The sequence below is a fragment of the Hyphomicrobium nitrativorans NL23 genome, from assembly GCF_000503895.1.
GTDB classification, from domain to species: Bacteria; Pseudomonadota; Alphaproteobacteria; order Rhizobiales; family Hyphomicrobiaceae; genus Hyphomicrobium_C; species Hyphomicrobium_C nitrativorans.
Genome location: NC_022997.1, coordinates 1,135,098 through 1,159,240 on the forward strand (window position 1 = coordinate 1,135,098; position 24,143 = coordinate 1,159,240).

General features: G+C 64.0%; 21 protein-coding genes. 14 read left to right on the plus strand and 7 right to left on the minus strand.

Annotated elements, in window-relative coordinates:
* Positions 1 to 348 precede the first annotated feature (348 nt).
* On the minus strand, positions 349 to 3,312 hold the full coding sequence (secA, locus tag W911_RS05260; protein WP_023786480.1) for a preprotein translocase subunit SecA: 2,964 nt from the start codon (positions 3,310 to 3,312) through the stop codon (positions 349 to 351).
* Positions 3,313 to 3,723: 411 nt separating this feature from the next.
* On the opposite strand from secA, the gene W911_RS05265 reads away from it, so the two are divergent.
* The 3 genes from W911_RS05265 (at position 3,724) to W911_RS05275 (ending at position 6,760) form a co-directional block, all read left to right on the plus strand.
* A complete protein-coding gene (locus W911_RS05265) occupies positions 3,724 to 4,668 on the plus strand; it encodes a peptidylprolyl isomerase (RefSeq protein ID WP_244438601.1) in 945 nt (314 codons plus the stop codon).
* Between the two features lie 109 nt (positions 4,669 to 4,777).
* Positions 4,778 to 6,025 (plus strand): bifunctional glutamate N-acetyltransferase/amino-acid acetyltransferase ArgJ, encoded by a 1,248-nt coding sequence (gene argJ / locus W911_RS05270; protein WP_023786482.1) that lies wholly within the window; start codon positions 4,778 to 4,780, stop codon positions 6,023 to 6,025.
* Between the two features lie 78 nt (positions 6,026 to 6,103).
* The gene (locus W911_RS05275; protein WP_023786483.1) at positions 6,104 to 6,760 is read left to right on the plus strand and encodes a thiopurine S-methyltransferase; all 657 of its coding nucleotides are present in this window, start codon (positions 6,104 to 6,106) and stop codon (positions 6,758 to 6,760) included.
* On the opposite strand, the gene W911_RS05280 is transcribed toward W911_RS05275, so the two are convergent.
* The 4 genes from W911_RS05280 to bioB are packed head-to-tail and all read right to left on the minus strand — an operon-like array spanning position 6,747 to position 10,856.
* Entirely contained in the window at positions 6,747 to 8,009 is a 1,263-nt protein-coding gene (locus W911_RS05280) for an adenosylmethionine--8-amino-7-oxononanoate transaminase (protein WP_023786484.1), read from the minus strand. The genes W911_RS05275 and W911_RS05280 overlap by 14 nt on opposite strands.
* A complete protein-coding gene (gene bioD / locus W911_RS05285; RefSeq protein ID WP_023786485.1) occupies positions 8,009 to 8,635 on the minus strand; it encodes a dethiobiotin synthase in 627 nt (208 codons plus the stop codon). Before bioD ends, W911_RS05280 begins: the two co-directional genes overlap by 1 nt.
* Entirely contained in the window at positions 8,632 to 9,771 is a 1,140-nt protein-coding gene (locus tag W911_RS05290; protein ID WP_023786486.1) for an 8-amino-7-oxononanoate synthase, read from the minus strand. The genes bioD and W911_RS05290 overlap by 4 nt, the downstream gene beginning before the upstream one ends.
* Positions 9,744 to 10,856: a biotin synthase BioB gene (bioB, locus tag W911_RS05295; RefSeq protein WP_023786487.1), complete on the minus strand. Its 1,113-nt coding sequence runs from the start codon at positions 10,854 to 10,856 to the stop codon at positions 9,744 to 9,746. The genes W911_RS05290 and bioB overlap by 28 nt, the downstream gene beginning before the upstream one ends.
* A gap of 333 nt (positions 10,857 to 11,189) precedes the next feature.
* On the opposite strand from bioB, the gene W911_RS05300 reads away from it, so the two are divergent.
* The gene (locus W911_RS05300; RefSeq protein ID WP_023786488.1) at positions 11,190 to 11,465 is read left to right on the plus strand and encodes a hypothetical protein; all 276 of its coding nucleotides are present in this window, start codon (positions 11,190 to 11,192) and stop codon (positions 11,463 to 11,465) included.
* A 112-nt stretch (positions 11,466 to 11,577) separates the two neighbouring features.
* Here W911_RS05300 and W911_RS05305 read toward each other — a convergent pair whose 3' ends face one another.
* Positions 11,578 to 13,581, minus strand: a complete 2,004-nt coding sequence (locus tag W911_RS05305; protein WP_023786489.1) for a PhoX family protein — start codon at positions 13,579 to 13,581, stop codon at positions 11,578 to 11,580.
* A gap of 278 nt (positions 13,582 to 13,859) precedes the next feature.
* Here W911_RS05305 and W911_RS05310 point away from each other — a divergent pair, with 278 nt between their 5' ends.
* Positions 13,860 to 14,375, plus strand: a complete 516-nt coding sequence (locus W911_RS05310) for a phasin family protein (protein WP_023786490.1) — start codon at positions 13,860 to 13,862, stop codon at positions 14,373 to 14,375.
* A gap of 210 nt (positions 14,376 to 14,585) precedes the next feature.
* Here W911_RS05310 and W911_RS05315 read toward each other — a convergent pair whose 3' ends face one another.
* Positions 14,586 to 15,221 (minus strand): invasion associated locus B family protein, encoded by a 636-nt coding sequence (locus W911_RS05315; RefSeq protein ID WP_023786491.1) that lies wholly within the window; start codon positions 15,219 to 15,221, stop codon positions 14,586 to 14,588.
* Positions 15,222 to 15,691: 470 nt separating this feature from the next.
* Between W911_RS05315 and coxB the strand changes: the two genes are divergently transcribed.
* The 9 genes from coxB (at position 15,692) to thrC (ending at position 24,141) form a co-directional block, all read left to right on the plus strand.
* Positions 15,692 to 16,621, plus strand: a complete 930-nt coding sequence (coxB, locus tag W911_RS05320) for a cytochrome c oxidase subunit II (RefSeq protein ID WP_023786492.1) — start codon at positions 15,692 to 15,694, stop codon at positions 16,619 to 16,621.
* A 91-nt stretch (positions 16,622 to 16,712) separates the two neighbouring features.
* Positions 16,713 to 18,329, plus strand: coding sequence for a cytochrome c oxidase subunit I (ctaD, locus tag W911_RS05325; RefSeq protein WP_023786493.1), 1,617 nt, complete (start codon positions 16,713 to 16,715; stop codon positions 18,327 to 18,329).
* A 159-nt stretch (positions 18,330 to 18,488) separates the two neighbouring features.
* A complete protein-coding gene (locus W911_RS05330; RefSeq protein WP_041316318.1) occupies positions 18,489 to 19,421 on the plus strand; it encodes a heme o synthase in 933 nt (310 codons plus the stop codon).
* A 36-nt stretch (positions 19,422 to 19,457) separates the two neighbouring features.
* Complete coding sequence (locus W911_RS18875) at positions 19,458 to 19,589, plus strand: hypothetical protein (RefSeq protein ID WP_280113256.1); 132 nt, start codon at positions 19,458 to 19,460, stop codon at positions 19,587 to 19,589.
* A 65-nt stretch (positions 19,590 to 19,654) separates the two neighbouring features.
* Complete coding sequence (locus tag W911_RS05335; RefSeq protein ID WP_144083653.1) at positions 19,655 to 20,230, plus strand: cytochrome c oxidase assembly protein; 576 nt, start codon at positions 19,655 to 19,657, stop codon at positions 20,228 to 20,230.
* 139 nt (positions 20,231 to 20,369) lie between these two features.
* Positions 20,370 to 21,323, plus strand: a complete 954-nt coding sequence (locus W911_RS05340; protein WP_023786497.1) for a cytochrome c oxidase subunit 3 — start codon at positions 20,370 to 20,372, stop codon at positions 21,321 to 21,323.
* Positions 21,324 to 21,520: 197 nt separating this feature from the next.
* Positions 21,521 to 21,817 (plus strand): DUF983 domain-containing protein, encoded by a 297-nt coding sequence (locus W911_RS05345; RefSeq protein WP_341872109.1) that lies wholly within the window; start codon positions 21,521 to 21,523, stop codon positions 21,815 to 21,817.
* Positions 21,818 to 21,822: 5 nt separating this feature from the next.
* On the plus strand, positions 21,823 to 22,617 hold the full coding sequence (locus W911_RS05350; protein ID WP_244438603.1) for an SURF1 family protein: 795 nt from the start codon (positions 21,823 to 21,825) through the stop codon (positions 22,615 to 22,617).
* Positions 22,618 to 22,731: 114 nt separating this feature from the next.
* A complete protein-coding gene (gene thrC / locus W911_RS05355; protein WP_041316320.1) occupies positions 22,732 to 24,141 on the plus strand; it encodes a threonine synthase in 1,410 nt (469 codons plus the stop codon).
* Positions 24,142 to 24,143 lie beyond the last annotated feature (2 nt).

The following is a 24,143-nucleotide window of genomic DNA, read 5'->3' on the forward strand; positions in this document are numbered from 1 at the left end:
TCTAGGTGAGATTGAGTGATTTCGCCAATTGAACGGCGTTTTCATTTTATTATTCTCAGTGTATCTGTGGAATATCGTCGATATATCGTGGTTAATATTTTGTTTTACTTCTGTATTGCTTGAAGTTCTCAGCTTCTTCGGCTTCTCAAATCTGCCGGTTTGCCGGTCGCGCTCCCCCTATGGGTCTCGGAAACGTCTTCGATCCTTCGTCGGACTATGCGCTGTGAGCCGACAGATAGGCGTGAGATCCGCCTATGCTGCGAAATGGAATTCGCAGTTGCGCAAAACGGACGTGGCCGCACCCTCGGAAGGATGCGGCCCCGGAGTTCCGTTCTTCGGCGCTTCTTTTTACTCGTAGGTGCCGTGGCAGTGCTTGTACTTCTTGCCGGAGCCGCACGGGCAGGGCGCGTTGCGTGAAACCTTGCCCCATGTTGCAGGATCTGCGGGGTCGAAAGCGCCAGCGGCCTTGCGCGTTTGAATAGGTGCGCGCTTCTCCGGTGCCGGGCCTCCGCGGCCCCGGCCGGCGATCGCAGCATCCGCCATCGCAAGCTCGTCCGAGAGTTCATCGAACCCCGTCGAAGCGTCGACGTGATGAGCATGCATCTCGGGGAGTTCCGGCATTTCAAGATCGGCAAGCTCTTCTCCGGGAGCTCCAAGCTCGACGTGCATGAGCTGTCCGGTCGTTGCCTCGCGGAGGCGGGAGAGCATGCTTTCGAACAGGACGAAGGCTTCGCTCTTGTACTCGTTCAGGGGATCGCGCTGGCCGTAAGCGCGGAAGCCGATCACCTGGCGCAGGTGCTCCAGCGTGATCAGATGCTCGCGCCAGAGGTGGTCCAGCGTCTGGAGGAGGACCATCTTCTCGATTTGCCGATAGGTCTCGGGGCCGATCTCGGCGACCTTGGCGGCGCTTTTCTCATCCACGGCCTTCTGCAGACGCTCGAAGATCTCGTCGTTGGCGATGCCTTCCTCGTTTGCCCATTCGTCGACCGGCTGGTCGATCCCGAAGATGGCCTGCACCGCCTCGCGGAGGCCGACCGTGTTCCACTGCTCGGCGTAGGCCTGCTCGGGAATGAAGCGGCTGACGAGGTCATTGAGGACTTGATTGCGCAACTCCTGCACGGTTTCCGAGACGTCCTCCTCTGCCATGATGTCCTTGCGCTGGTCGAAGATGACCTTGCGCTGATCGTTCATCACGTCGTCGTACTTCAGGATCTGCTTGCGGATGTCGAAGTTGCGGGCTTCCACCTTCTTCTGCGCCATCTCAAGGCTCTTGTTCATCCACGGATGGGTGATCGCCTCGCCCTCCTGGAGGCCGAGAGACTTCAAGACGCCATCCATGCGGTTGGAGCCGAAGATGCGCATGAGGTCGTCGTCGAGCGCGAGGTAGAACTTCGAGCGGCCCGGGTCGCCCTGACGGCCGGAGCGGCCGCGGAGCTGGTTGTCGATACGACGGCTCTCGTGGCGCTCGGTGGCGAGCACGTAGAGGCCTCCGGATTCGAGGGCGATCTTCTTCTTGACGTCCACGTCGGCCTGGATCTCGGCGCGCTTCTTGGCGATGGCTGCGTCGTCGGGTGCGTTGCCCGCCTCCGTCTCAGCCGCGATCCAGTCGCGGAGCCGGTATTCGACGTTGCCGCCAAGCTGGATGTCGGTGCCGCGGCCGGCCATGTTGGTTGCGATGGTGACGGCGCCCGGTACGCCGGCCTGCGCGATGATGCTCGCTTCCTGCTCGTGATAGCGCGCGTTCAGGACCTGATGGGGGATCGGCTCGTCCTTAGACTTCGCGCTGCCGAGGTCGACCAGGTGCTGGCCGATGTCGTTGAAGTAGGCCTTAAGCTCGGACTCGGCCGAGGTCTTGCCTTCCTTCGCGTCTTTGAGGCGTTCGGCCTGAGACAGCAGCGAGCGTCCGAGCTCTGTCAGGAACTTGCGGTCCTTCAGGAGTTCCGAAAGCTGCTCCGACTTCTCGATCGAGGTGGTGCCGACGAGGATCGGCTGGCCCCGGCGCGAGCAATCCGCGATCGTCGTCACGATGGCGGCGAGCTTTTCCTTCTGCGTGCGGTAGATCTCGTCGTCGTCGTCGATGCGCGAGATCTTGAGGTTCGTCGGGATGTCGATGACGTCGAGACCGTAGATGTCCATGAATTCGGACGCTTCGGTCAGAGCCGTGCCGGTCATGCCGGCAAGCTTGTCGTAGAGGCGGAAGTAGTTCTGGAAGGTGATCGAGGCCAGCGTCTGGTTCTCGGGCTGGATCTCGACGTTCTCTTTCGCTTCAAGGGCTTGGTGCAGGCCTTCGGAATAGCGGCGGCCCGGCATCATGCGGCCCGTGAACTCGTCGATGATGACGACCTCGCCGCCCTTGACGATGTAATCCTTGTCGCGCTGGAACAGCTTGTGGGCCTTGAGGGCCTGGTTCACGTGGTGGACGAGGGTGACGTTCTCGATGTCGTAAAGCGAGCCCTTGAGCAGCTCCGCTTCCGCGAGCACCTTTTCCATGAACTCGTTGCCCTCGTCGTTCAGGGCAACCTGGCGCTGCTTTTCGTCCAGCTCGTAATGCTCGGGCGTCAGCTTCGGGATGTGCTTGTCGACCGCCATATAGAGGTCGGCGCGGTCTTCGAGGGGGCCGGAGATGATGAGCGGCGTGCGCGCCTCGTCGATCAGGATGCTGTCGACCTCGTCCACGATGGCGAAGAAATGGCCACGCTGGACCATGTCGTCCTTCCGGAGCTTCATGTTATCGCGCAGATAATCGAAGCCCAGCTCGTTGTTGGTGGCGTAGGTGACGTCGCAGGCGTAGGCGGCCTTGCGCTCGTCGTCGTCGAGGCCGTGGACGATGTTGCCGACGGTGAGGCCGAGGAAGCGGTAGACCCGGCCCATCCACTCGGCGTCGCGGCTGGCGAGATAATCGTTGACGGTCACGACGTGGACGCCTTCGCCCGCGATGGCGTTGAGGTACACGGCAAGGGTGGCCACGAGCGTCTTGCCTTCGCCCGTTTTCATCTCCGCGATATTGCCTTCGTGGAGCACCATGCCGCCGATGAGCTGTACGTCGAAATGGCGCTGGCCGAGGGCGCGCTTGGCGCCTTCGCGGACGGTCGCGAAAGCCGGGACCAGGAGCTTGTCGAGCGGGGTGCCCTCCCGATACTGCCTGCGGAAATCTTCCGTCCGGGCGCGCAACTCGTCGTCGGTGAGCTTTGCGACCTCAGGCTCCATCGCGTTGATGGCCTCGACTCGGGATCGGTAGCCGCGCACGCGCCGCTCGTTGGACGAGCCGAAAATCTTCGACGCAAAGTTTCCGAGAGAGTCGAGGGAAAGCATTCAATCGTTCCTTAAATCAGGGACTTGGCAGGGAACGCGGCGTGTTTGCGCCGCGCGCTCATTGATGTTTTTTCCTGTCCCGATCGCGGTTTGCCGATGCTCCCCAGGGGGCAGGGAAACCGTGGATGTGCCAGTCCGGCCAAGCGGCCATACGGGCGCAGACATAAGGATTACGCCCCTGAATTGTCAACGAGCGTCGGCGGTTCTTCTCAGTCTCGTCTGTTCGAGATCTTTGCCGGGGGCGAGGCGGGATATGCCTGCAAGACGCCACAATTGTTGACTTGGCAGTTCCCCGGTGCCGGGTCTATGGATGCCGCGATTTCGAATTACTCGCATCCTTTTCGCCTCGGGCGGCGTTTTCTTGCCGTGACCGACGTTTTTCGAGCCTCGATCCGGCAGGAGCCAAATCCCGTGAAATTGTCCCATGCTGCCCGTTTTGCCGTCGTTCCGGCGCTCGTTCTTTTGGGGGCGCTGGCGCAAGCCGGCTCCGCGCACGCGGAGGACAAGGTGCTGGCCAAGATCAACGGGGTGGAGATCCGGGAGTCCGATCTCGCGCTTGCAGAAGCCGAAGTCGGTGCCGAGGTGGCCAATATCCCAGCCGCGAACCGCCGCCGGCTGCTGCTCGAATTTTTGATCGAGATGCAACTCTACTCGAATGCCGCGGATGGCGAGAAGCTGACCAGCGGGCCGGAGTTCGAGCGCCGCCTTGCGTATTGGAACACGCGGGCCAAGCGCGACGCCTATTACGAAAAGGCGGTCAAGGAGGCGATCGGGGAGGGTGTCGTCCGCGCGCTCTATGACGAGAAGGTCAAGGAACTCACCCCCGAAGAGGAGGTGGAGGCCAGCCACATCCTGGTCGAGACCGAGGAGCAGGCCAAGGCGCTGGCCGATCAGGCCCGCGATGGCGGCGACTTCGCCAAGCTCGCGGCCGAGCACTCCAAGGACCCCGGTTCGAAGGCGAACGGCGGCAAGCTCGGATATTTCGGCAAAGGGCAAATGGTGAAGGAATTCGACGAGGCCGCCTTTTCTCTGGAGAAGGGCGAGATCTCGAAGCCGGTGAAGAGCCAATTCGGCTGGCACGTGATCAAGGTCGAGGATCGCCGGATGAAGCCGGTGCCGACCTTCGAGGAGGTCAAGGGCCAGATTTCGCACGCCATGGAGCAGCAGAAAGGCCAGCAGGTCTCGAAGGAGCTGCGCGACAAGGCAACGGTCGAATACGTGGACAGCGAGATCCGCGAACAGGTGGAGAAGGAAGTGGCGGCCCAGGCTGCCCGCCAGCAGATGTTCGATCAGCAGATGAACGAGCAACTCCAGAAGCAGCAGGATCAGCAAAAGCTCGAAAACGAAGCCAAGTAGCTTCACGCGTCTTGGAGCTTCAACTCATCGGTCGGGCCGCTTGCAAAGGGCGGCCCGATTGTGTCTCGTCCTCCCGTTGCCGCTCACTTCTTCCGTGCCGGAGTCTCTCATGGGCCAGATTACGACCCGCTCGCCGTTCACTCCCGATAGCCTGCCTCGCCTTTTGCCCATCGAAGGCGTTCGTTTCGCCACCGCGGAGGCTGGCATCAAGTATCGCAGCCGCACGGATCTCATGGTTGCCGTTCTCGATGAGGGGACGACGGCGGCCGGGGTGTTGACCCAATCCAAGACCGCATCCGCGCCGGTTCTGCTTTGCCGCGAGCACCTGAAAGGGGGCGCTGCGCGGCTCCTGATCGTGAACTCCGGCAATGCCAACGCTTTCACCGGGAAGAAGGGTCGCGAGGCCGTTGAGATCACCGTGGAGGCGGGCGCGAAGGCTGCGGGGTGCGCGGCGGGCGAGGTGTTTGTTGCCTCGACGGGCGTAATCGGCGAGCCGCTGGATGCGGGGAAGTTCGCGCATCTGCTGGACGCGCTGGTGCGGGACGCCACGCCCGATGCCTTCGAGCTTGCCGCGCGCGCGATCATGACGACCGACACCTATCCGAAGCTCGCGACGCGCACCGCGCGGATCGGCGGCGTGGAGGTCGCGATCAACGGCTTCTGCAAGGGTGCGGGCATGATCGCGCCCGATATGGCGACGATGCTTGCCTTTATTTTCACCGATGCGGCCATCGGGTCCGAGGCGCTGCAGGCGCTGCTCTCGGAGCACGTCGAGACGACATTCAACTCGATGACCATCGACGGCGATACCTCGACCAGCGACACGTGTTTGCTGTTCGCGACCGGGGCGGCGGAGGCTCGGGGCCAAGCGCGCGTGACGGACGCGGCCGACCCTGCGCTCGCGGACTTCTCGGCCGCGCTTCACGACCTGATGCGCGATCTCGCGATCCAGGTGGCGAAGGACGGCGAGGGCTTGAGCAAGTTCGTGACCTTCGTCGTTGAGGGGGCGGAGAGCGTCCCCGCGGCGCGGCGCATTGCGCTTGCCTGCGCGAACTCTCCGATTTTGAAAACCGCGATTGCGGGCGAGGACCCAAACTGGGGCCGTGTCGTCATGGCCGTCGGCAAAGCCGGAGAGGCGGCGGATCGCGACAAGCTCGCGATCTGGTTCGGTCCCTATTGCGTGGCGCGCGATGGCGAGCGGGCGGGCGAATACGATGAGGCGACCGTGGCCGCCTACATGAAGAACCGCGAGATCGTGATCCGCGTCAATGCCGGGGTCGGCGAGGCTGCGGCACATGTCTGGACGTGCGACCTCACGCACGACTACGTGTCGATCAACGCGGACTACAGAAGCTGACACGCGGAGACCTGCCCGCGTTTCCGTCCTCGCCGAACGCGGGGCGAGCTTTCCGGATCTGAGCGAGTGGAGGCGGCTTTGGACCCTAATTTCTGGATCGAGCGCTGGAAGAACGCCGAGATCGGATTTCACCGGGAGAAGGTGCACGACTTTCTGCCGCGGTACTGGGCTTCGCTCGGCCTCGCGGCGGGAAGCGCCGTCTTCGTCCCGCTGTGCGGGAAGAGCTACGACATGGTGTGGCTTGCGGCGCAGGGCCATCGCGTGATCGGATGCGAGCTGTCGCCGCTTGCGGTCGATGCGTTTTTCCGCGAGCAGGATCTCGTGGCGGACGTGCGCCCGGAGGGTGCGCTTGCCGTCTGGTCGGCGGGGCCGTTCACGATCTGGTGCGGCGACATCTTCGAGCTTCCTCAGGAGGCGCTTCGCGACGTGGCGGCGGTGTACGACCGCGCGGCGCTGGTTGCCTTTCCGCCGAGCCTTCAGGTTCGGTACGCGGAAACGCTTCTGACCCTGCTGCCACCGGAGGCGCCGATGCTGCTCGTTTCGCTCGCTTACCCTGATGGCCAGATCAACGGGCCGCCGTTCTCCACGCCGCTCGCGCAGGTCGATGCCTTGTTTGCGGACACGCACGACATTGCGCTCGCCGAAACGCGGGACGGGCTCGACGAGAGCCAGAACCTCAAGGCGCGCGGCGTGACGTCGCTCGACGAGACGGCATATATCCTCAAGCGGACGTGATTTCGGCCGGGATTTCGCGAATGGCCCCGTAGGCGCGCGCGAGATCGTCTGCTGTTACGCAGTAAGGCGGCATGACGTAGATCGTGTTGCCGAGCGGGCGAAGAAGGACGCCGTTGTTCAGGAAGTGCGCACGCAGCGCCGGGCCCGCCGCGGCTAGATAGCCGCCGTCCGGTACGCGGAGGTCGATTGCCCCGATGGTGCCGAGACAGCGCGGGTTCGCGAAGCGGGCATCGTCGGCCAAGGCTGCGATCTGCGAAAGCTGCATCTCGGACACCGCCGCGATGCGATCCAGAACCGACTCTTCTTCCCAGATCCCGATGTTGGCGAGGGCCGCTGCACAGCAGATGGCGTTGGCGGTGAAGCTCGACGAGTGAAAGAGCGTGCGCGTGCGATCCTCGGAGAAGTGGGCATCGTACACTGCGGGGGATGCGAGCGTCGCGGCGAGCGGGAGCGATCCGCCCGTGATGCCTTTTGCGAGACACATGATGTCAGGCGTGATGCCTGCCTGCTCGCAGGCGAACAGCGTGCCGGTGCGGCCCCAGCCCGTCATCACCTCGTCGGCGATGAGAAGCGCGCCATGGTGCGCGCAGATGCGCTTCATTTCGGCAAGCGTGGCGGCGCTGTAGATCTTCATGCCGCCCGCGCCTGCGATCAGGGGCTCCACGACGAGCGCGGCGAGCGGAGCGTCACGGCAGGCCGCGTCGAGAGCGTCGAGGGTGGCCTGCTCGCGGCCCGCGACGGGAAACGGGATGTGCACGACATCGAATAACAAGGGTTCGTAGGTCGCATTGAAAAGGCCGCGACTGCCCGCCGACATCGTGCCGATGGTGTCGCCGTGATAGCCGTGTTCGAGGGCCGCGATGCGCGTGCGCGGCTCGCCAATTCCGCGCCAGTAGCCGAGCGCCATCTTGAGCGCCACCTCGACGGAGGTGGAGCCGCTGTCGGAAAAGAAGACGTGCGCGAGGCCCGGCGGGGCGATGCTGACGAGCTTGTAGGCCAAGGCATCGGCGGACGGATGTGTGAAGCCCGCGAAGATCACCTGATCGAGCCGGTCGGCCTGCGTCTTGATGGCTTCGACGATGGCCGGGTGACGATGGCCGTGCGTGACGACCCACCAGGACGAGATCGCGTCGAGAATGCGCCGGTTGTCCGTCGTTTCAAGCCATGCGCCCTTGGCTCGCATGATCTCCGTTTCCAGAGGTTCGAGCCCGTGTTGCGTGAAGGGATGCCAGATCGTCGTGCGGGCCATCAGCGCAGATCCTCGATGCGGAAATTCTCCGCAAAGGCCGCGGCGAGGCTAGCGCGTGTGAGAGGGGCGATATGCGGCAAACGGCCGAGCCGGCGCACGCCGCCCATCTCCACGATGGTGCGCTCCGTATCGGGCACCTCGTCGCCCACGAAGGCGACGCCGAGAATCGGAATGTTGCGGCCGTTCAGCGCTTCGATGGAGAGCAGGCTGTGGTTGATGGTGCCGAGCGCGGTGCGGGCCACGAGCACCACGGGCAAGCGCCAGGAGGCGAAGAGGTCGATCAGCAGCGATTGGCGCGTGAGCGGGACCATGAGGCCGCCCGCGCCTTCGACCACGAGGGGGCCCCTGACGTCGGGCAGAGTGAGATCGGCAAGGCTGATCTCGATGCCTTCCGCTTCCGCCGCGCGGTGGGGGGAAGCCGCCATCGCGAAGCGGTAGGCTTCCGGCAGCAGGCGTTCGGCGGGGAGGCCTGAAAGCGTGCGGACCTCTGCGCTGTCGCCGCCGTTTTCGAGGCCGCATTGGATCGGCTTCCAATACGCGGCGTCGAGCGCGCCCGCCAACGCCGCCGCGACGACCGTCTTGCCGACGCCCGTGTCCGTGCCGGTCACGATGAGGCCCTGGGTCATGCCGGAACCTCTTGGAGTGCGCGGGCGAGGGCATCGACGAGGCGAGCTGTCGCTTTCTCGCCTGCGTTGAGCGTGAGAGACAGCCGGAGGCGCGCGGTGCCTTCCGGCACGGTGGGCGGGCGGACGGCGCGGATGTCGAAGCCTTCAGCGATCAGCGTTTTCGCAACGGAGACCGCGCGCTCGTCGGTGCCGAGGACGATGGGCTGGATATGCGATCCGCTCGCGCCGATGCCCAGACGGCGTGTCATCTCCCGGCCCGCAAACGCGACAAGGCTTGTGAGCCGTTCACGGCGCTGGGCGCCTTCTTCGCTTTGCACGAGGGTGAGAGCGGCGCGGACGGAGGCTGCCATCAAGGGGGAGGGCGCTGTCGCGTAGATGAAGGGCCGGGCGCGGTTCACGAGATAATCGCGGACGATGCGGGGCGCGAGGACGAGAGCACCCGTGGTACCGAGGGCCTTGCCGCAGGTGTGGAGCGAGATGACGTCGGGTGCGCCTTCCAGTGCGTGGCCGAGGCCACGGCCCTGGGGCCCGAGAACGCCTGTCGCGTGCGCCTCGTCGATCACGAGCATGCCGTCGTGGCTGCGCGCGACGGCTGCGAGATCCGCCAGGGGTGCCTGGTCGCCGTCCATCGAATAGAGGCTTTCGACCGCGATCCAAGGGCGGCCCGTTCCACCGCCGGCGCGCCACGTCTTGATGGCGTCGTCGAAGGCTTCGGGGTCGTTGTGGGCTGCGGGCGTGGCAGTCGCCTTGCCTGCGCGTATGCCATCGAGCACGCTTGCGTGGATCAGCGCGTCATGGACGACGAGATCGCCGCGCGCGGGAAGCGTGGAGAAAAGGGCGTAATTGGCGAGGAAGCCGCCGCCGAAGTAGAGGCAGCTTTCCGCGCCGAAGAAGCGGGCGGCATCGGCTTCGAGCGCTTCGTGCTCGGGGTCGTTGCCGCGCAGCAGGCGCGAGCCTCCCGCGCCGACGGCGACGCCACGGTCGAGCGCGCGGGCGACCGATTCCGATAGCGCCGCCGAAGAGGCGAGACCCAGGTAGTCATTCGACGAGAAATCCACGCCGCTTCGGGGCGTGAGCGTCCGGAGGCGGCCGCGGCGCTCAAGCGCCTTTAGCGCGCGCTCGTGGCTGTCATGCATGATGAGGCGGCCTCGGCTGACGGTCCCGCGCAGCCGCAGGAGGTCCGCTCCGTGGCTGTTGTTTCGTCCCCCGCCTCGGTGTCCGTGCCGCCTTCCAGCGCTTCCGGCGTCATGCCGAGCTTTGCGAACAGCACCTGATCCTTGTCTTCGCCGGGGTTGTCGGCGGTGAGCAGCGTTTCGCCGCAGAAGATCGAGTTGGCGCCTGCGAAGAAGCACATCGCCTGCATTTCGTCGCTCATCTCGGTGCGGCCGGCGGAGAGGCGCACGTAAGACGTTGGCATCATGATGCGGGCGAGCGCGATGATGCGGACGAACGCGATCGGATCGACTTTCTTCTGGTCTTCGAGCGGCGTGCCCGCAATCGCGATCAGCATGTTGATCGGCACGCTCTCGGGATGCTCGGGGAGGTTGGCGAGCGTCACCAGCATGTCGACGCGGTCTTCGATGGTCTCGCCGAGGCCGACGATGCCGCCCGAGCAGACCTTGATACCCGCGTCGCGCACGCGTGACAGTGTGTCGAGGCGATCTGCGAACGTGCGCGTCTTGATGATCGAGGCGTAGTAGCGCTCGGAGGTGTCGATGTTGTGGTTGTAATAGTCGAGGCCAGCATCCTTGAGCTTCAGGACGTCGTCGTCCGACAGCATGCCGAGCGTCATGCACGTTTCCATGCCCATCGCCTTGACGCCTTCGACCATGGCGACCACTGAGGCCATGTCGCGGTTCTTGGGCGAGCGCCATGCCGCGCCCATGCAGTAGCGGGTGGCGCCCTGGGCCTTGGCCTTGCGGGCTTCGGAGAGCACGCGCTCGACTTCCATCAGCTTCGAGGCCTTGAGGCCGGTGCCCGAGGCGTGGTGCGCGGACTGGCTGCAATATCCGCAATCTTCCGCGCAGCCGCCCGTCTTGATGGAGAGCAGGCGCGCGAGTTGAATCTTGTTGGGGTCGAAATGGCGGCGCTGAACGGTTGCCGCACGGAAGAGGAGATCGTTGAAGGGCAGGTCGTGGATGGCCTGCGCTTCCTCGCGCGTCCAGTCGTGGCGAATGGAGTCCGCGGCGGTGGCGGGGGTCGGAACGACGTGAACGTTCATCGCGGGCTTGTCTCCTCCTAGAGCGCGGCCGGGGTCATCGGCTCGATATGACGCTCTAACTCTTTGATGGGACCTATGATCCTACCCCGGAGTGAATGAGCCCCGGTTTTCCCACTGGATGTTTGCACCGCGATGGGATGGGACGGCAAGGCTCAATTTGGTCTCGGTGGGCCGTCCCGTCCATGGGCGGCTTGCCCCGCCCCTGCCGCCGGATGGAGGCAATTATTTCCGGCGTATCGTTGCTTACGCTTGATTGAGGTGCGCTGGAGGCGGACAATCAGGGGTGGTTCGGGCTTCTAGGGTGCCCGGACTATTATTGGGGAGACCAGACTTATGGACCTGACGTCACTTCTCATTCAGGCGGCGAGCGGTGCCATCGGCGGCAATGCGGCTGCTGCTGCAACCAAAAACAACGCGCTCGGGACTCTCGGCAACACGCTGGCTGGCGCTCTCGGCGGCGGTCTCGGCGGGCAGTTGCTCGGGCCCCTGCTCGGCATCGACACGGCCGGCCTCGACATCGGGGCGATCGTGAGCGGCTTTGCCACCGGCGGTGTCAGCGGCGCGATCACGGCGCTTGCGGCGGCGTGGATCAAGTCGAAGCTCGCGTAATCGGCTCAGCACCGATTGTTTCGGTGGACGCCACATGAATTCGGGACGGGCCGGTGGGGATTTTTCTCCGCCGGCCCGTTCTCTTGCGGGTTTGCGAGACGGTGCTCTGCTCTTATCCGCCGATCTTGCCGCCGCCTTTGCGTGTGATGGCGACGATGGCCGGGCGCGGCGGTGTGCCGTCCTCGAAGTCCGGCCAGCGGGTGGTGGGCGCATCGAACGTCGAGATCACGTCTCCGCCGATTTCCGTTTCGCCAGGGTGCTGGACGGCGACGAAAAAGGTTTCGAGATCGGGCGTGAAGCAGGGGCCGCACATTTCGGCTCCGACCGGAACCTGAAAAAAGCAACGCGATGTGCCCCGTTCGGCGCCTTCGGTCTCGATGGCCCAGATTCCATCCGCGCGTTTGGTTTTGCGGGGCGAGTTTCCGTCGGTCGAGACCCAGAGGCGGCCGTCGGCGTCGACCGCGAAGTTGTCCGGCATTCCGAACCAGCCGTTTTCGCTCGTGGCCGGATTGAAGGTGGCGCCGACCGCGGCGATCTCGGGGGAGCCGCATTTGATCAGGATGTCCCAGGTGAAGGTGTCGGCTGTGTGGTCGCCGCCGTCGGGCACGATTTCGATGATGTGGCCGAAGGCGTTTGTCGCGCGCGGGTTGGCCGCGTCGGTTTTGTCCTCGGTGCGTTTCGCATTGCTCGTGAGCGCGAGATAGACTTTTCCGGTTCTGGGGTTGACGTCGATGTCCTCGGGACGGTCCATCTTCGTCGGCCCGAGCAGGTCGGCCGCGAGGCGCGTGTGAATGAGCACATCGCCCTGATCCTTGAACCCGTTGGCTTCGGTTAGCCAGACTTGGCCGCTCTTGTTCGGGAGTCCGTGGACGAGAGGTAGCCATTCGCCCGTGCCGTCGGCATTGAAACGCGCAACCGAAAGCACGCCGTTGTCGAGAAGGTTACGGTTGGCCTCTCTGTTGCCCGGGTCGACCTTACCGTCCGTGACGAAGCGATAGACGTAATCGAAGGCTTCGTCGTCGCCCTGGTAGACGACGAAGCGTCCGTCACCGTTGACGATGTTTCCGGCACCTTCGTGCTTGAAGCGGCCGAGGGCGGTGCGCTTGATCGGCGTCGAGGTGGGATCGAAGGGGTCGATCTCCACCACCCAGCCGAAGCGGTTCGGCTCGTTCGGCTCCTTCGTGACGTCGAAACGATCATGGAAGCGGCCCCAGGCGTACCATTCGGCGGGCGCGCCGTAGCGGCGCAACGCGCGCGCCTCGGGAGTGAGCGGCTTGGCTGCGTCCTTGTTCCAGAAGTAGCCGTTGATGTTCTCCTCGCACGTCAGCCAGGTGCCCCACGGGGTGATGCCGCCTGCGCAGTTGTTCAGCATGCCGTGGACGCGCGTGCCGCTCGGATCTTCAGACGTTTTCATGCGGTCGTGACCGGCGGCGGGGCCGGAGACGAGCATCTCGGTTTCGGCGGTGATGCGGCGGGCGTAACGCGAGCCTTGCACGACGTGCCACTTGCCGTTTTCGCGGCGAACTTCGATGACTGCGCCGCCGTGCGCCATCATCTCCGCATCGACCATCTCGCGCGTGACGGACGCGAAGCCGGCGTCGCGGTCGCCGCGTGTCGCGAGGCCCGGAAACATCAGTTCGCCGTTGGTGTACTCGTGATTGACGACGAGGAGGCCGTGGTCGCTCCGCCCATCGAGCGGCAGGAAGCCGAGGAAGTCGTTGTTGTAGCCGAACTGCCGGGCCTGGGCGGCGGCGTCTGCGCGGCCGGGAACGAATGTTGGGGCGTCGGCTAAGACGGCGTCACCCCAACGAATGAGCACGTCGGCGTCGTAGCCCGCCGCAACGTGGTGCGTTGGCGAACCTGGCGAGACTGTGAGCTCGGCGAAGTCGAAAGATGGCGAGGGCGGGTGCCTGCCGCCCTGCGCCGGGGCTGCGGCGAGGGCCCGGGGCCAGGCAAGCTCGGCGGCGACGGTGACCGCCGCAAGCCCTTGGATGAGATCGCGACGGGAGAGGCGCTCCGCGATCAGGTCGCCAATGGTCGGTGCGGCTGTGGGGTTCGAGCCCACGTTTTCCGCAGCCTCGAACGCGACGGACGGCGGCAACTTGCGATTCCGCACGAATAAACCTCCTGAAAACTGGCAAGAAGTTTCGTTAAACGGCGGATATCACTGGCTGATGACAGATCCTGCACGCAAAAGCGCATTACGGAAGGGGAAGCGAAAACGCGCGGTGTGCTGCTCCCGGTCATTTTCTTATCAACATTTCGTTATTGTTTTGCGCCCATCGATTTGATCACGATCATTTGCAATCGCCACACGTCGTGCATAATTTTTGGATTAAGTGATTGCGAGGTTCCGGCCATGTCATCGGGATCCGTACATAGGGAGTTCAGGGTATGGGCACGCAAACGGGATACGATGCGTACGGCATTGGGTCGTTCGCGTCGGTGTTTCAGAACTATCTTTCGGCATTCGAGACGGTCAGCCAGGGTACTCCCCCGCTTGGCGCAGGCTTTCCGACTGCCTTCGATACTCAGGCGTTCACCCAGCAGGCGACGGCGCCCCTCAAGGCCGTCGCGCGTGCGCAGCTTGAGATGCTCGGTCTCGTGAACCGCCGCGTTCAGGCGGTGATGCAGGCGCCGGCAAAACTCGCGCAGTGCCGCACGGGCCATGACGTCGTGAACGCGCAGATGGCCTTCTGGCAGGAAGCGGCGGAGCAGTATGCCGCGAGCGGCCGCAAAATCGCGGATGCGTGGAGCCAGGCATTGCCGTTGGCTGCGCCTTACGCGACGATCGGCGTGCCGCAGGCCGAGCGCGATTACATCGACTTCAACGGCGCTGCCGAAGCGAAGGCGAGGACGCGCCCGCGGATCAAGGCCGAGCCGGAAAACAAGGCGCGCCGCGTCGCCTGATGTCCGATGCCGAATAGAAATTCGGCGCGTTTTGGAATTATTCGATTTCGAGTTTGGAGCTGGCGGTGCGTCATGCGTCGCCCGTTCGGCGTTGTTTCATACGTAATTATTGTCTGCCGCCACGTTGCGGGTTTTAGTTGAACGGCGTTTTCTTTTTTGTTCGCAACGATGAATACCGAGGGGATCGGATTTGCGCGAGGCGGCGAAGGTTCAATTCATCGCACTGAGCGCGGAGAGACCCTCGCCGAAGCCTGCTAGCGAGATCGGAATGCCGATACCGGCCTCCTCCGTCTGGAAGATGATGAAAATGGCGGTCTTTCCCGTACGGAACTGCTCGATGAGCTTTTCCTCAACCGTCACCTGCGCATAGCAGGCGAAGGTGTGACAGCGGAGGAACGGCGCGTGGCCGATGTCGGCGCCATCGACCTTGAGGCCGATGCCGGGCGGTAGCAGAACGCCGACGGGTGCGAAGACGCGCAGAACCCGGACACCGTTCGAAAATTGCTGGAAGTAAATGGTGAGACCGACGTTGTTGCGGTCCTCGGCGGTGACGCTCTGGACGAGGGCGCATACTTCGTTCTTGGCACCCGGCGGTGGAGGCTTGCAGACATACTGCCAGTCTCCATATTGCCCCTTCACTTCGCCGTCGGCGAATTGAGACGCCGCTGCTCCCTGTGCGCGCTCGCCGGCGGTTTCGGCCCCCTCCGCGCGGGCCCCTCCGTTGAGGCCAAATCCCGTCTCCGGCAGTCCCGTTAAGGCGGCAATTAATGCGGCGCACAACAGACCTGCGGTGTACCGGCGGGTGCCGGTCTGGCGCCCCGGCGGCTGACCGATGGTGGGTGACATGACGGTTGGATATTCCTCGAAAACGTTCCGGTAACGGCGCCGAGACCCCGCAAACGCCGCTCGTGCGCGTCTACCGCACTCTGTTCGTCTCTGCGAGGAAAAAGGCCAAAGTGGGACTCGGAGAACGGCTTGGCGCAGCGCGGGGTGGATACGCCCATGACTCTCTCTCGCGCACTCATGTTGCGGCGCGAAGGCGCGCGATCGTGGACTGCGCGCAATTAACGCGTGGTTATGCCGCAGAGAACTTGACTTGAGACAAGTTTGACGATTGTGGTGTGTGTGTGGTCGGGGGACTCTGCCTGTTCCGTGTGCACGCCGGTGACGCGTGCGGCGCGAGGGGAATTTGGGGTCGCCCCAAAGGCAGTGGCGCGGACGCGCCAGGCAGAACGATCGGCACATTGAACGGTCGACAGGCCTGCATGGGAGATTCCGGCTGAGAAGCCGGGAAACGGAACCGGGGAGCGGATTTTATGCTGAGATGGATCTTCAAGTATGTGCCTCAGGTGGCGCTGGCCGGGTTGATGGCCATGCTGATGGCGCCGGGCGCTGCGATGGCGCAGGTCGGCGTGGGCCAGCCCGCACCCAAGCAGATTGGGATGCAGGAAGCCGTGACCCCGATCGCTCGCGAGATCCACGCGTTCCACGATCTGACCAACCTCATCATTATCGCGATCGCGGCTTTCGTCATTATTCTGCTGCTCTACGTGATGTTCCGCTTCAGCGAGAAGCGTAACCCCACTCCCAGCAAGACGACACACCACACGCTGCTCGAACTCGCATGGACGGTGCTTCCGATCCTGATCCTAGTCGTGATCGCGATCCCCTCGTTCAAGCTCCTGATGAACCAGTACACGTACCCGAAGCCGGATCTCACGATTAAGGCGATCGGCAACTCGTGGTTCTGGGAGCACGAGTATCCGGACCACGGCAACATCACGATCACGACCAACATGCTGGGCGATGAAGAGATCGCCGAGCGCGAGCAGCGGGGCATCCCGTCTCCGCGCCTGCTCGCCGTCGATAACGAGATCGTCGTGCCGGTGAACAAGGTCGTGCACGTGCTCGTCACCGCCAACGACGTGATCCACAACTGGACCGTTCCCTCGTTCGGCTCGAAGGTCGACGCCGTGCCGGGACGTGTGACGTCCACGTGGTTCAAGGCCGAGCGTGAGGGCATTTACTACGGGCAATGCTCGGAGCTTTGCGGCCTCAATCACGCGTTCATGCCGATCGGCGTTCGCGTGGTGACCGACGATGTGTTCAACCAGTGGGTCGAGGCTCTTCAGGCTCGCGATCGCAAGCGGGCGCGCGAGATCCTGGACGACGTGGCGATCAAGCAGGCCGCCGAGGCTGCCGGCACGGCGACGACTGTCGTGAGCGCCGCGACGCAGGCCCAATAGCACCCGGAACGGCGGAGCCGCGCACCGGCGCTGGCCTCCGCCTCAACCGGATTCGGAATGGAAACACCCAGGTCAATAAAGGTTTCGAACAATGGGTAGCACCACAGCACATGCCGGCCACGATCACGATCACACCCCAACCGGGTGGCGTCGCTGGCTGCTTTCGACGAACCACAAAGACATCGGCACGATGTACCTGATCTTCGCGATGATCGCGGGCATCATCGGCGGCGGTCTCTCCATCGCGATGCGCCTCGAACTCGCAGAGCCGGGGATGCAGTACTTCTCCAACCCGCACATGTTCAACGTGTTCGTGACGGGTCACGGCCTCATCATGGTGTTCTTCATGGTGATGCCCGCCACCATGGGCGGCTTCGGTAACTGGTTCGTGCCTCTGATGATCGGCGCGCCCGACATGGCGTTCCCGCGCATGAACAACATCTCGTTCTGGTTGCTGCCGGTCGCGCTTGCGCTCTTGCTCATCTCGATGTTCGTGGAGGGGCCGTCAGGTATGCACGGTGTCGGTGCGGGCTGGACGATCTACGCGCCGCTTTCAACAGCCGGCCATCCGGGTCCGGCCGTCGACTTCGCGATCCTCGCGCTGCACGTTGCGGGCGCCTCGTCGATCCTCGGTGCGATCAACTTCATCACGACGATCTTCAATATGCGCGCTCCGGGCATGACGCTGCACAAGATGCCGCTCTTTGCCTGGGCCGTGCTGATCACCGCGTTCCTGCTGCTGCTGTCGCTGCCGGTTCTCGCGGGCGCGATCACGATGCTGCTCACCGACCGCAACTTCGGCACGACGTTCTTCGCGCCGGCCGGCGGCGGCGACCCGATCCTGTACCAGCATCTGTTCTGGTTCTTCGGTCACCCTGAAGTGTACATCATGATCCTGCCGGGCTTCGGCATCGTCAGCCACATCATCTCGACCTTCTCGCGCAAGCCGATCTTCGGTTATCTCGGCATGGCGTACGCGATGGTTGCGATCGGCCTCGTCGGCTTCATCGTGTGGGCGCACCACATGTATGCCGCGGGCATCAACGTGAACACGCAGGCCTACTTCGTGTTCGCCACGATGGTGATCGCCGTGCCCACGGGCGTGAAGATCTTCTCGTGGATCGCCACGATGTGGGGCGGCTCCATTCAGTACAAGCTGCCGATGCTGTGGTCGCTGGGCTTCATCGTCCTCTTCACCATCGGCGGCGTGACGGGCGTGATGCTTGCTAACGCAGGTGTGGACCGTGCTCTGCACGACACCTACTACGTGGTTGCGCACTTCCACTACGTGCTGTCGCTCGGCGCCGTGTTCTCGATCTTCGCGGGCTACTACTACTGGTTCCCGAAGATGACGGGCTACATGTATTCCAACTTCTGGGGCACGCTGCACTTCTTCACGACGTTCGTCGGTGCGAACATCCTGTTCTTCCCGCAGCACTTCCTCGGGCTTGCAGGCATGCCGCGCCGTTACGTCGACTATCCGGATGCATTCGCGTTCTGGAACTACGTGTCGTCGATCGGCTCCTACATCACGGCCGTCGGCACGCTCTTCTTCTTCATCGGCGTGTTCGTCGCTCTGGCCCGCAAGGTGCCTGCCGGCAACAACCCGTGGGGCGAGGGCGCAACGACGCTGGAATGGACGCTGACGTCGCCGCCGCCGTACCACTGCTTCGAGACGCTTCCGCGTATCTCGGGCAACCACCACTAAGACCGTGTTGCGCGGAGGCTTTCGCGAGCCTCCGCGCCGCGGCTCTTCACATGCTTTCCGGTGGGAGGAGGTCTCCCCCACCGTTTTAGTTCCACGACGCACCGGAGAAGTGCGCGTGCCATTGGCGGGTTGAAGCCTGCCGCGGGAGAATGGGAAACGATGACTGGGTCTACCGCCGAGGCTACGCTTCAGAGCTCCGTTGCCAGCACCGATGGTTCGGTGGGTGACTTTTTCGAACTCATGAAGCCGCGCGTGATGTCGCTCGTGGTGTTCACGTCGCTTGCCGGGCTCGTGGCGGCGCCGGGCGATCTGCACCCGCTGCTCGCCGTCATCGCAATTCTCTGCATTGCCGTCGGCGCGGGCGCATCGGGCGCTCTCAATATGTGGTACGACGCCGACATCGATGTGCGCATGGCGCGTACGGCCGCGCGTCCTATTCCGCGCGGGCGCGTTACGGCGGGCGAAGCGCTGACCTTCGGCACCGTGCTCTCCATCGTTTCGGTGATGACGCTCGGCGTGCTGGTGAACTGGGTGGCGGGCGCGCTGTTGGCGCTGACCATCGCCTATTACGTCTTTTTCTACACGATGTGGCTCAAGCGGCGGACACCGCAGAACATCGTGATCGGCGGCGCGGCTGGCTCCTTCCCGCCGATGATCGGCTGGGCCGCAGTGACCGGAACCGTGAGCATCGAGAGCGTGCTCATGTTCCTTATCATCTTCATGTGGACACCGCCGCACTTCTGGGCGCTCGCGCTTTACCGTGCGCGCGACTACGAGCGCGTCGGCGTGCCGATGCTGCCGGTCGTGGCCGGGCCGGACGAGACGCGCAAACAGATCCTGCTTTACTCGCTGGTGCTGGTGCCGCTCGCGGTGTCGCCGTACGCGATCGGGCTCGGCGGTATCGTCTATGGCGTTTCGTCTGTCGTGCTCGGGCTCATGTTCCTGTGGCTCGCGGTCAAGGTCTGGCGGACCCGGGAGGGACGTGAGGCGGATTACGCGGCGAAACAGTTGTTCGGCTTCTCGATCCTTTATCTCTTCCTGCTGTTCGGGGTGCTGCTCGGCGAGCATCTCGTCGCGAAGTTGTGGTCGTAAAAAACGGACGCCGAGATCGAAGTGCAAGAGGCGGTGGTGACGGACGGAATGGACGAAGAGGCAAAGCGGCTCAAGCGGCAGCGGCTCAAATCGCTGGCGATCGGAGTGGGGCTGGCTTTTCTGGTCGTGCTCTTCTACCTCGCGACCATTGTGCGGATGGGGAATTAGGCGACGTGACGGCAGACGGTCATAACGACGAAGGTGCTCGGGGTACCGAGCCGGAATTCGATCCGGTGCGGCGGACGTCGAACGGCCGTGTCGTGCTGGTCTGCATCTCGGCGCTGCTCTTCATGGGCGCGGCGGCGTGGGCAGCCGTGCCGCTCTATCAGCTCTTCTGCCAGGTCACGGGCTTTGGCGGCACGCCGATGCGGGCTGATCAGATTCCCAATCAGGTGTTCGATCGCGTGATTACCGTTCGCCTCGATTCCAACGTCGCGCCCGGCCTGCCGTGGAGCTTCGTTCCGGTCCAGCGCACGATGGACGTGAAGGTCGGCGAGAACATGCTGGGCTTCTACACGGCTCACAATGCATCGGATAAGCCGATTACAGGCACGGCGACGTTCAACGTTTCGCCTTATGCCGCGGGGCCCTACTTCGCAAAGATCGATTGCTTCTGCTTCACGGAGCAAACGCTCCAGCCCGGCGAGACGGTCGAGATGCCGGTGTCGTTCTTCGTCGATCCCTCGATCATGGACGATCGGGAAGCCGACAGAATCCGCGAGATTACGCTGTCCTACACCTTCTATCCGATGACAAGCGGCCCGCAGGCCAAGGTTCAGACGACGAAGGAGCCCAAAACGGGAGGCTAGCGACAGGACGAGATCCCGGGGCTCCAGCCATCGGGTTAAACGACAGGCCGAGACAGGGGCCGGCGCAAGCTCAAATGGGCTTGGGCGGCTCGCGGGGCGGCCAGGGGTAATAAAACGAACGGGGATTACGGAGACGGACATGGCTCAAGCGCACGGCAAGCAACACGATTATCATCTGCTCGATCCGAGCCCCTGGCCGCTTCTGGCTTCGCTCGCGACGTTCGTTCTCGCTGTCGGCGGCATTGTCTGGATGCGCTCGCAGGGCGAGGGCGAGGGCTTGTTTGGCCTGCAAGGACCGTGGGTGTTCGCGGTTGGCGCGGCCGCGCTCATCGCCGTCGCCTATCTGTGGTGGCGCGACGTCGTCATCGAGGCGCATCGGGGCGATCATACGCCGGTCGTGCAGCTTCATCTGCGTTACGGCATCATTCTCTTCATCGCTTCGGAGGTGATGTTCTTCGTGGCCTGGTTCTGGGCCTACTTCGACTTCTCCCTGTTCCCCTCCGGGCTTGAGCAGATCGAGAACATGCAGCAGGCCATCGGCCTGGTGCAGCGGAACGAGGTGTTCGGCGGCCAGTGGCCCCCGGTGCCGGTCGAGATGACCGAGGCGGTCGTTCCGGCCACCGGCATGCCGGCCGAAGGTTTCTTCAAGGCCACGTTCGACCCCTGGACGCTTCCCTTCATCAACACGCTCATCCTGCTGACGTCGGGCGTCACGGTGACCTGGGCGCATCACGCGCTGCTCAAGGACGACCGTCGTGGCCTTGTGCTCGGTCTCTTCCTCACGGTCCTTCTCGGCGTCATCTTCACGGCCATGCAGGCTTACGAGTACACGCATGCGGCGTTCAGCTTCGCCGGGCACGCGTATGGTGCGGCGTTCTTCATGGCCACCGGCTTCCACGGCGCGCACGTGATCATCGGCACCATCTTCCTCCTGGTGTGTCTGCTCCGCGCGATGAAGGGCCACTTCACGCCGAAGCAGCACTTCGGCTTCGAAGCCGCCGCGTGGTACTGGCACTTCGTCGACGTGGTCTGGCTGTTCCTGTTCGTCGCGATCTACGTCTGGGGTGCGGGTCCGAACCCGGGCGCTCACTAACGATCGCATGGTCGAATTGAAGCAGGGGCCGGGTCTCGTGACTCGGCCCCTTCTTCGTTTGATAGAGTGATCGGGAAAAGCAGAGAGGCCGCATCATGCAGAGCGCGAAGACGACGCACGACGAGACGGCCCGCGGGGGCGTATCTCCGCTTTTTTCAGGGCTGCTCGCGCGTTGCCCCCGCTGCGGGACCGGGCCGCTGTTTCGAAACGGGCTGATGCTGCGGTCTCGCTGCGAGAGCTGCAAACTCGATTATACGTTTATCGATACGGGAGACGGTCCGGCGGTGTTCGCGATCCTGATCCTCGGCTTCGTCGTGTTGGGTCTCGCGCTGTTCGTGGAATTCCGCTACGAGCCGCCCGTCTGGGTTCACGTCCTGCTGTGGGGCGTGTTGACGCCACTTTTTGCGTTCGTGCTGCTCCGTTTCCTCAAGGCGACGCTGATCGCGCTGATTTGGACCAATAAGGCCGAAGAGGGCCGGCTGGCGAAGGATTGAGACAAATGGCTGAGAACAAGGCCGGTAACGGCGCAAGAATCCGCGGGCTCGTCCCCGCCGCGCTTGCGACGCTCGTTGCGTTCTCGATCATGGTGGCTTTGGGCAACTGGCAAATGGAGCGGCTGCACTGGAAGGAAGGTCTTGTGGCTGCCATCGAGAGCGGCCTCAAGAAAGAGCCCGTGGCGCTGGAAGAGCCCGCCGACGCTTGGAAGGACCTTCGTAAGGAAGAATACCGCCCGGTGACCGTCAGCGGCCGCTTCCTGCACGAGCACGAGCGGCACCTGTTCGCGACCGATCACGGGCAGATGGGCTGGCACATCTACACGCCCCTTGAGACTGGCGGTGGGCGGATCCTGTTCGTTAACCGGGGGTTTGTGCCCGACGTGCTCAAGGACCCGGCGACGCGGCCGGATGGGCAGATCACAGGCACGGTGACGGTTAAGGGTCTCGTGCGGGCGCCTGGGGTCCAAGGCTCGTTCGAGCCGGATCGGGATCCGGCCAAGAACGTCTGGCACTGGCGGGATCTGGCGGGCATGATCGCCTCGATGGGCATCGAAGGCGCCTGGACCCGTATGATGCCGTTTTTCGTCGATGCCACGGCGGAGCCTGCCAATCCCGGCGGATGGCCCAAGGGGGCGCGACCCGGCTCGATATCCCCAACCGGCACCTGGAATATGCGCTCACCTGGTACGGGCTGGCCGGGACGCTGCTCGTGGTGTTCGGCGCTTTCGTCTGGACGCGGCTCCGTGGCCGGCGAGGGGACAGCGCCTGAGCTTGATCCGGGGCAGGGCGACCTTTAGATTCAGCTTTGAATTGAAGCGCGAAGGGGCTTTCCGAGGCCCCTCGATGCTCCGTTTGCGGTGGGCGAAGATCGCCGTCCCGGACCTCCATTCTTTCAAGAAAGCCTGCGGCCTGTGACCTACATCTCTACCCGGGGCGAAGCGGCCTCGCTCACTTTCGAGGACGTTCTTCTGCGCGGGCTCGCCCGGGACGGCGGGCTCTATGTCCCCGAGGTCTGGCCGGTTATTCCGCCCGAGACGATTGCCGCGTTCGCAGGCAAGCCGTTCGCCGAGGTTGCCGCGCATGTGATCGGTTGTTTCGCGCGAAGCTCGGTGAGCGAGGATGCTCTGCTGGCGATGGCCCGCGATGCCTACGGGCGCTTCGGACATCCGGCCGTGACGCCGCTCGTGCAGATCGACCGCAACCGCTGGGTGCTCGAACTCTTCCACGGGCCGACGCTCGCCTTCAAGGACGTGGCGATGCAGATGCTCGCGCGGCTGATGGATCATGCGCTTGCGGGGCGCAACCAGCGCGCCGTCATCGTGGGCGCGACGTCCGGCGATACGGGCGGAGCTGCGATCGAAGCGTTCCGCGGATCGGAGCGCGTCGACGTTGTGATCCTGTTCCCCGAGGGGCGGGTGTCGGACGTGCAGCGGCGCATGATGACGACGCCGACCGACGCCAACGTGCACGCGGTTGCGATCGAGGGCACGTTCGACGATTGCCAGGCGCTGGTGAAGGCGCTGTTCAACGACCTCGCCTTCCGCGACAGCATCAACCTTGCGGGCGTCAATTCGATCAATTGGGCGCGAATCGTTGCGCAGGTGACCTATTACTTCGTCGCGGGCGTCGCGCTCGGCGCGCCGCATCGGGCGGTGAGCTTTGCCGTGCCAACAGGCAACTTCGGCGACATCCTCGCCGGGTGGGTTGCAAAGCGCATGGGACTTCCCATCGAACGCCTCACGATTGCATCCAACGAGAACGATATTCTGCCGCGCGCGCACGCGACGGGCGTCTATGAAATGCAGGGCGTGGTCGAGACGACGTCGCCCTCCATGGATATTCAGATTTCGTCAAACTTCGAGCGGTTCCTGTTCGAGGCCTCCGGCCGCGATGCGGGCTACATTCGCGGCGTGATGGGCGCGCTTCAGCAGGGCGGCCGTTTCGAGCTTGGCCCGTGCGCCGTGCCGTTCCGCGAGACGTTCGACGCTGGGGCTGCGAGCGAAGCCGATGTCGCGGATGCGATCCGGCGCACGAAGGCGGGGAGCGGCTATCTGCTCGATCCTCACACGGCGTGTGGTCTCGTGGCGCTCGAACGCACGGAGGCGCAATCCGAGGTGCCCGGCATCGTGCTCTCGACGGCGCATCCTGCGAAGTTCCCCGACGCGATGGAGCGCATCATGGGCGAACGGCCCGGTTTGCCGCAGCGGCTGTCCTCGCTTCTGACCGATCCGGAGCGCTTCCCCGTGCTCGCGAACGACGTCGTGGAGGTGAAGCGTTTCGTAGCCGAGGCCGCGCGCGCCGCGCCCGAGGGGGTGTCATGAGC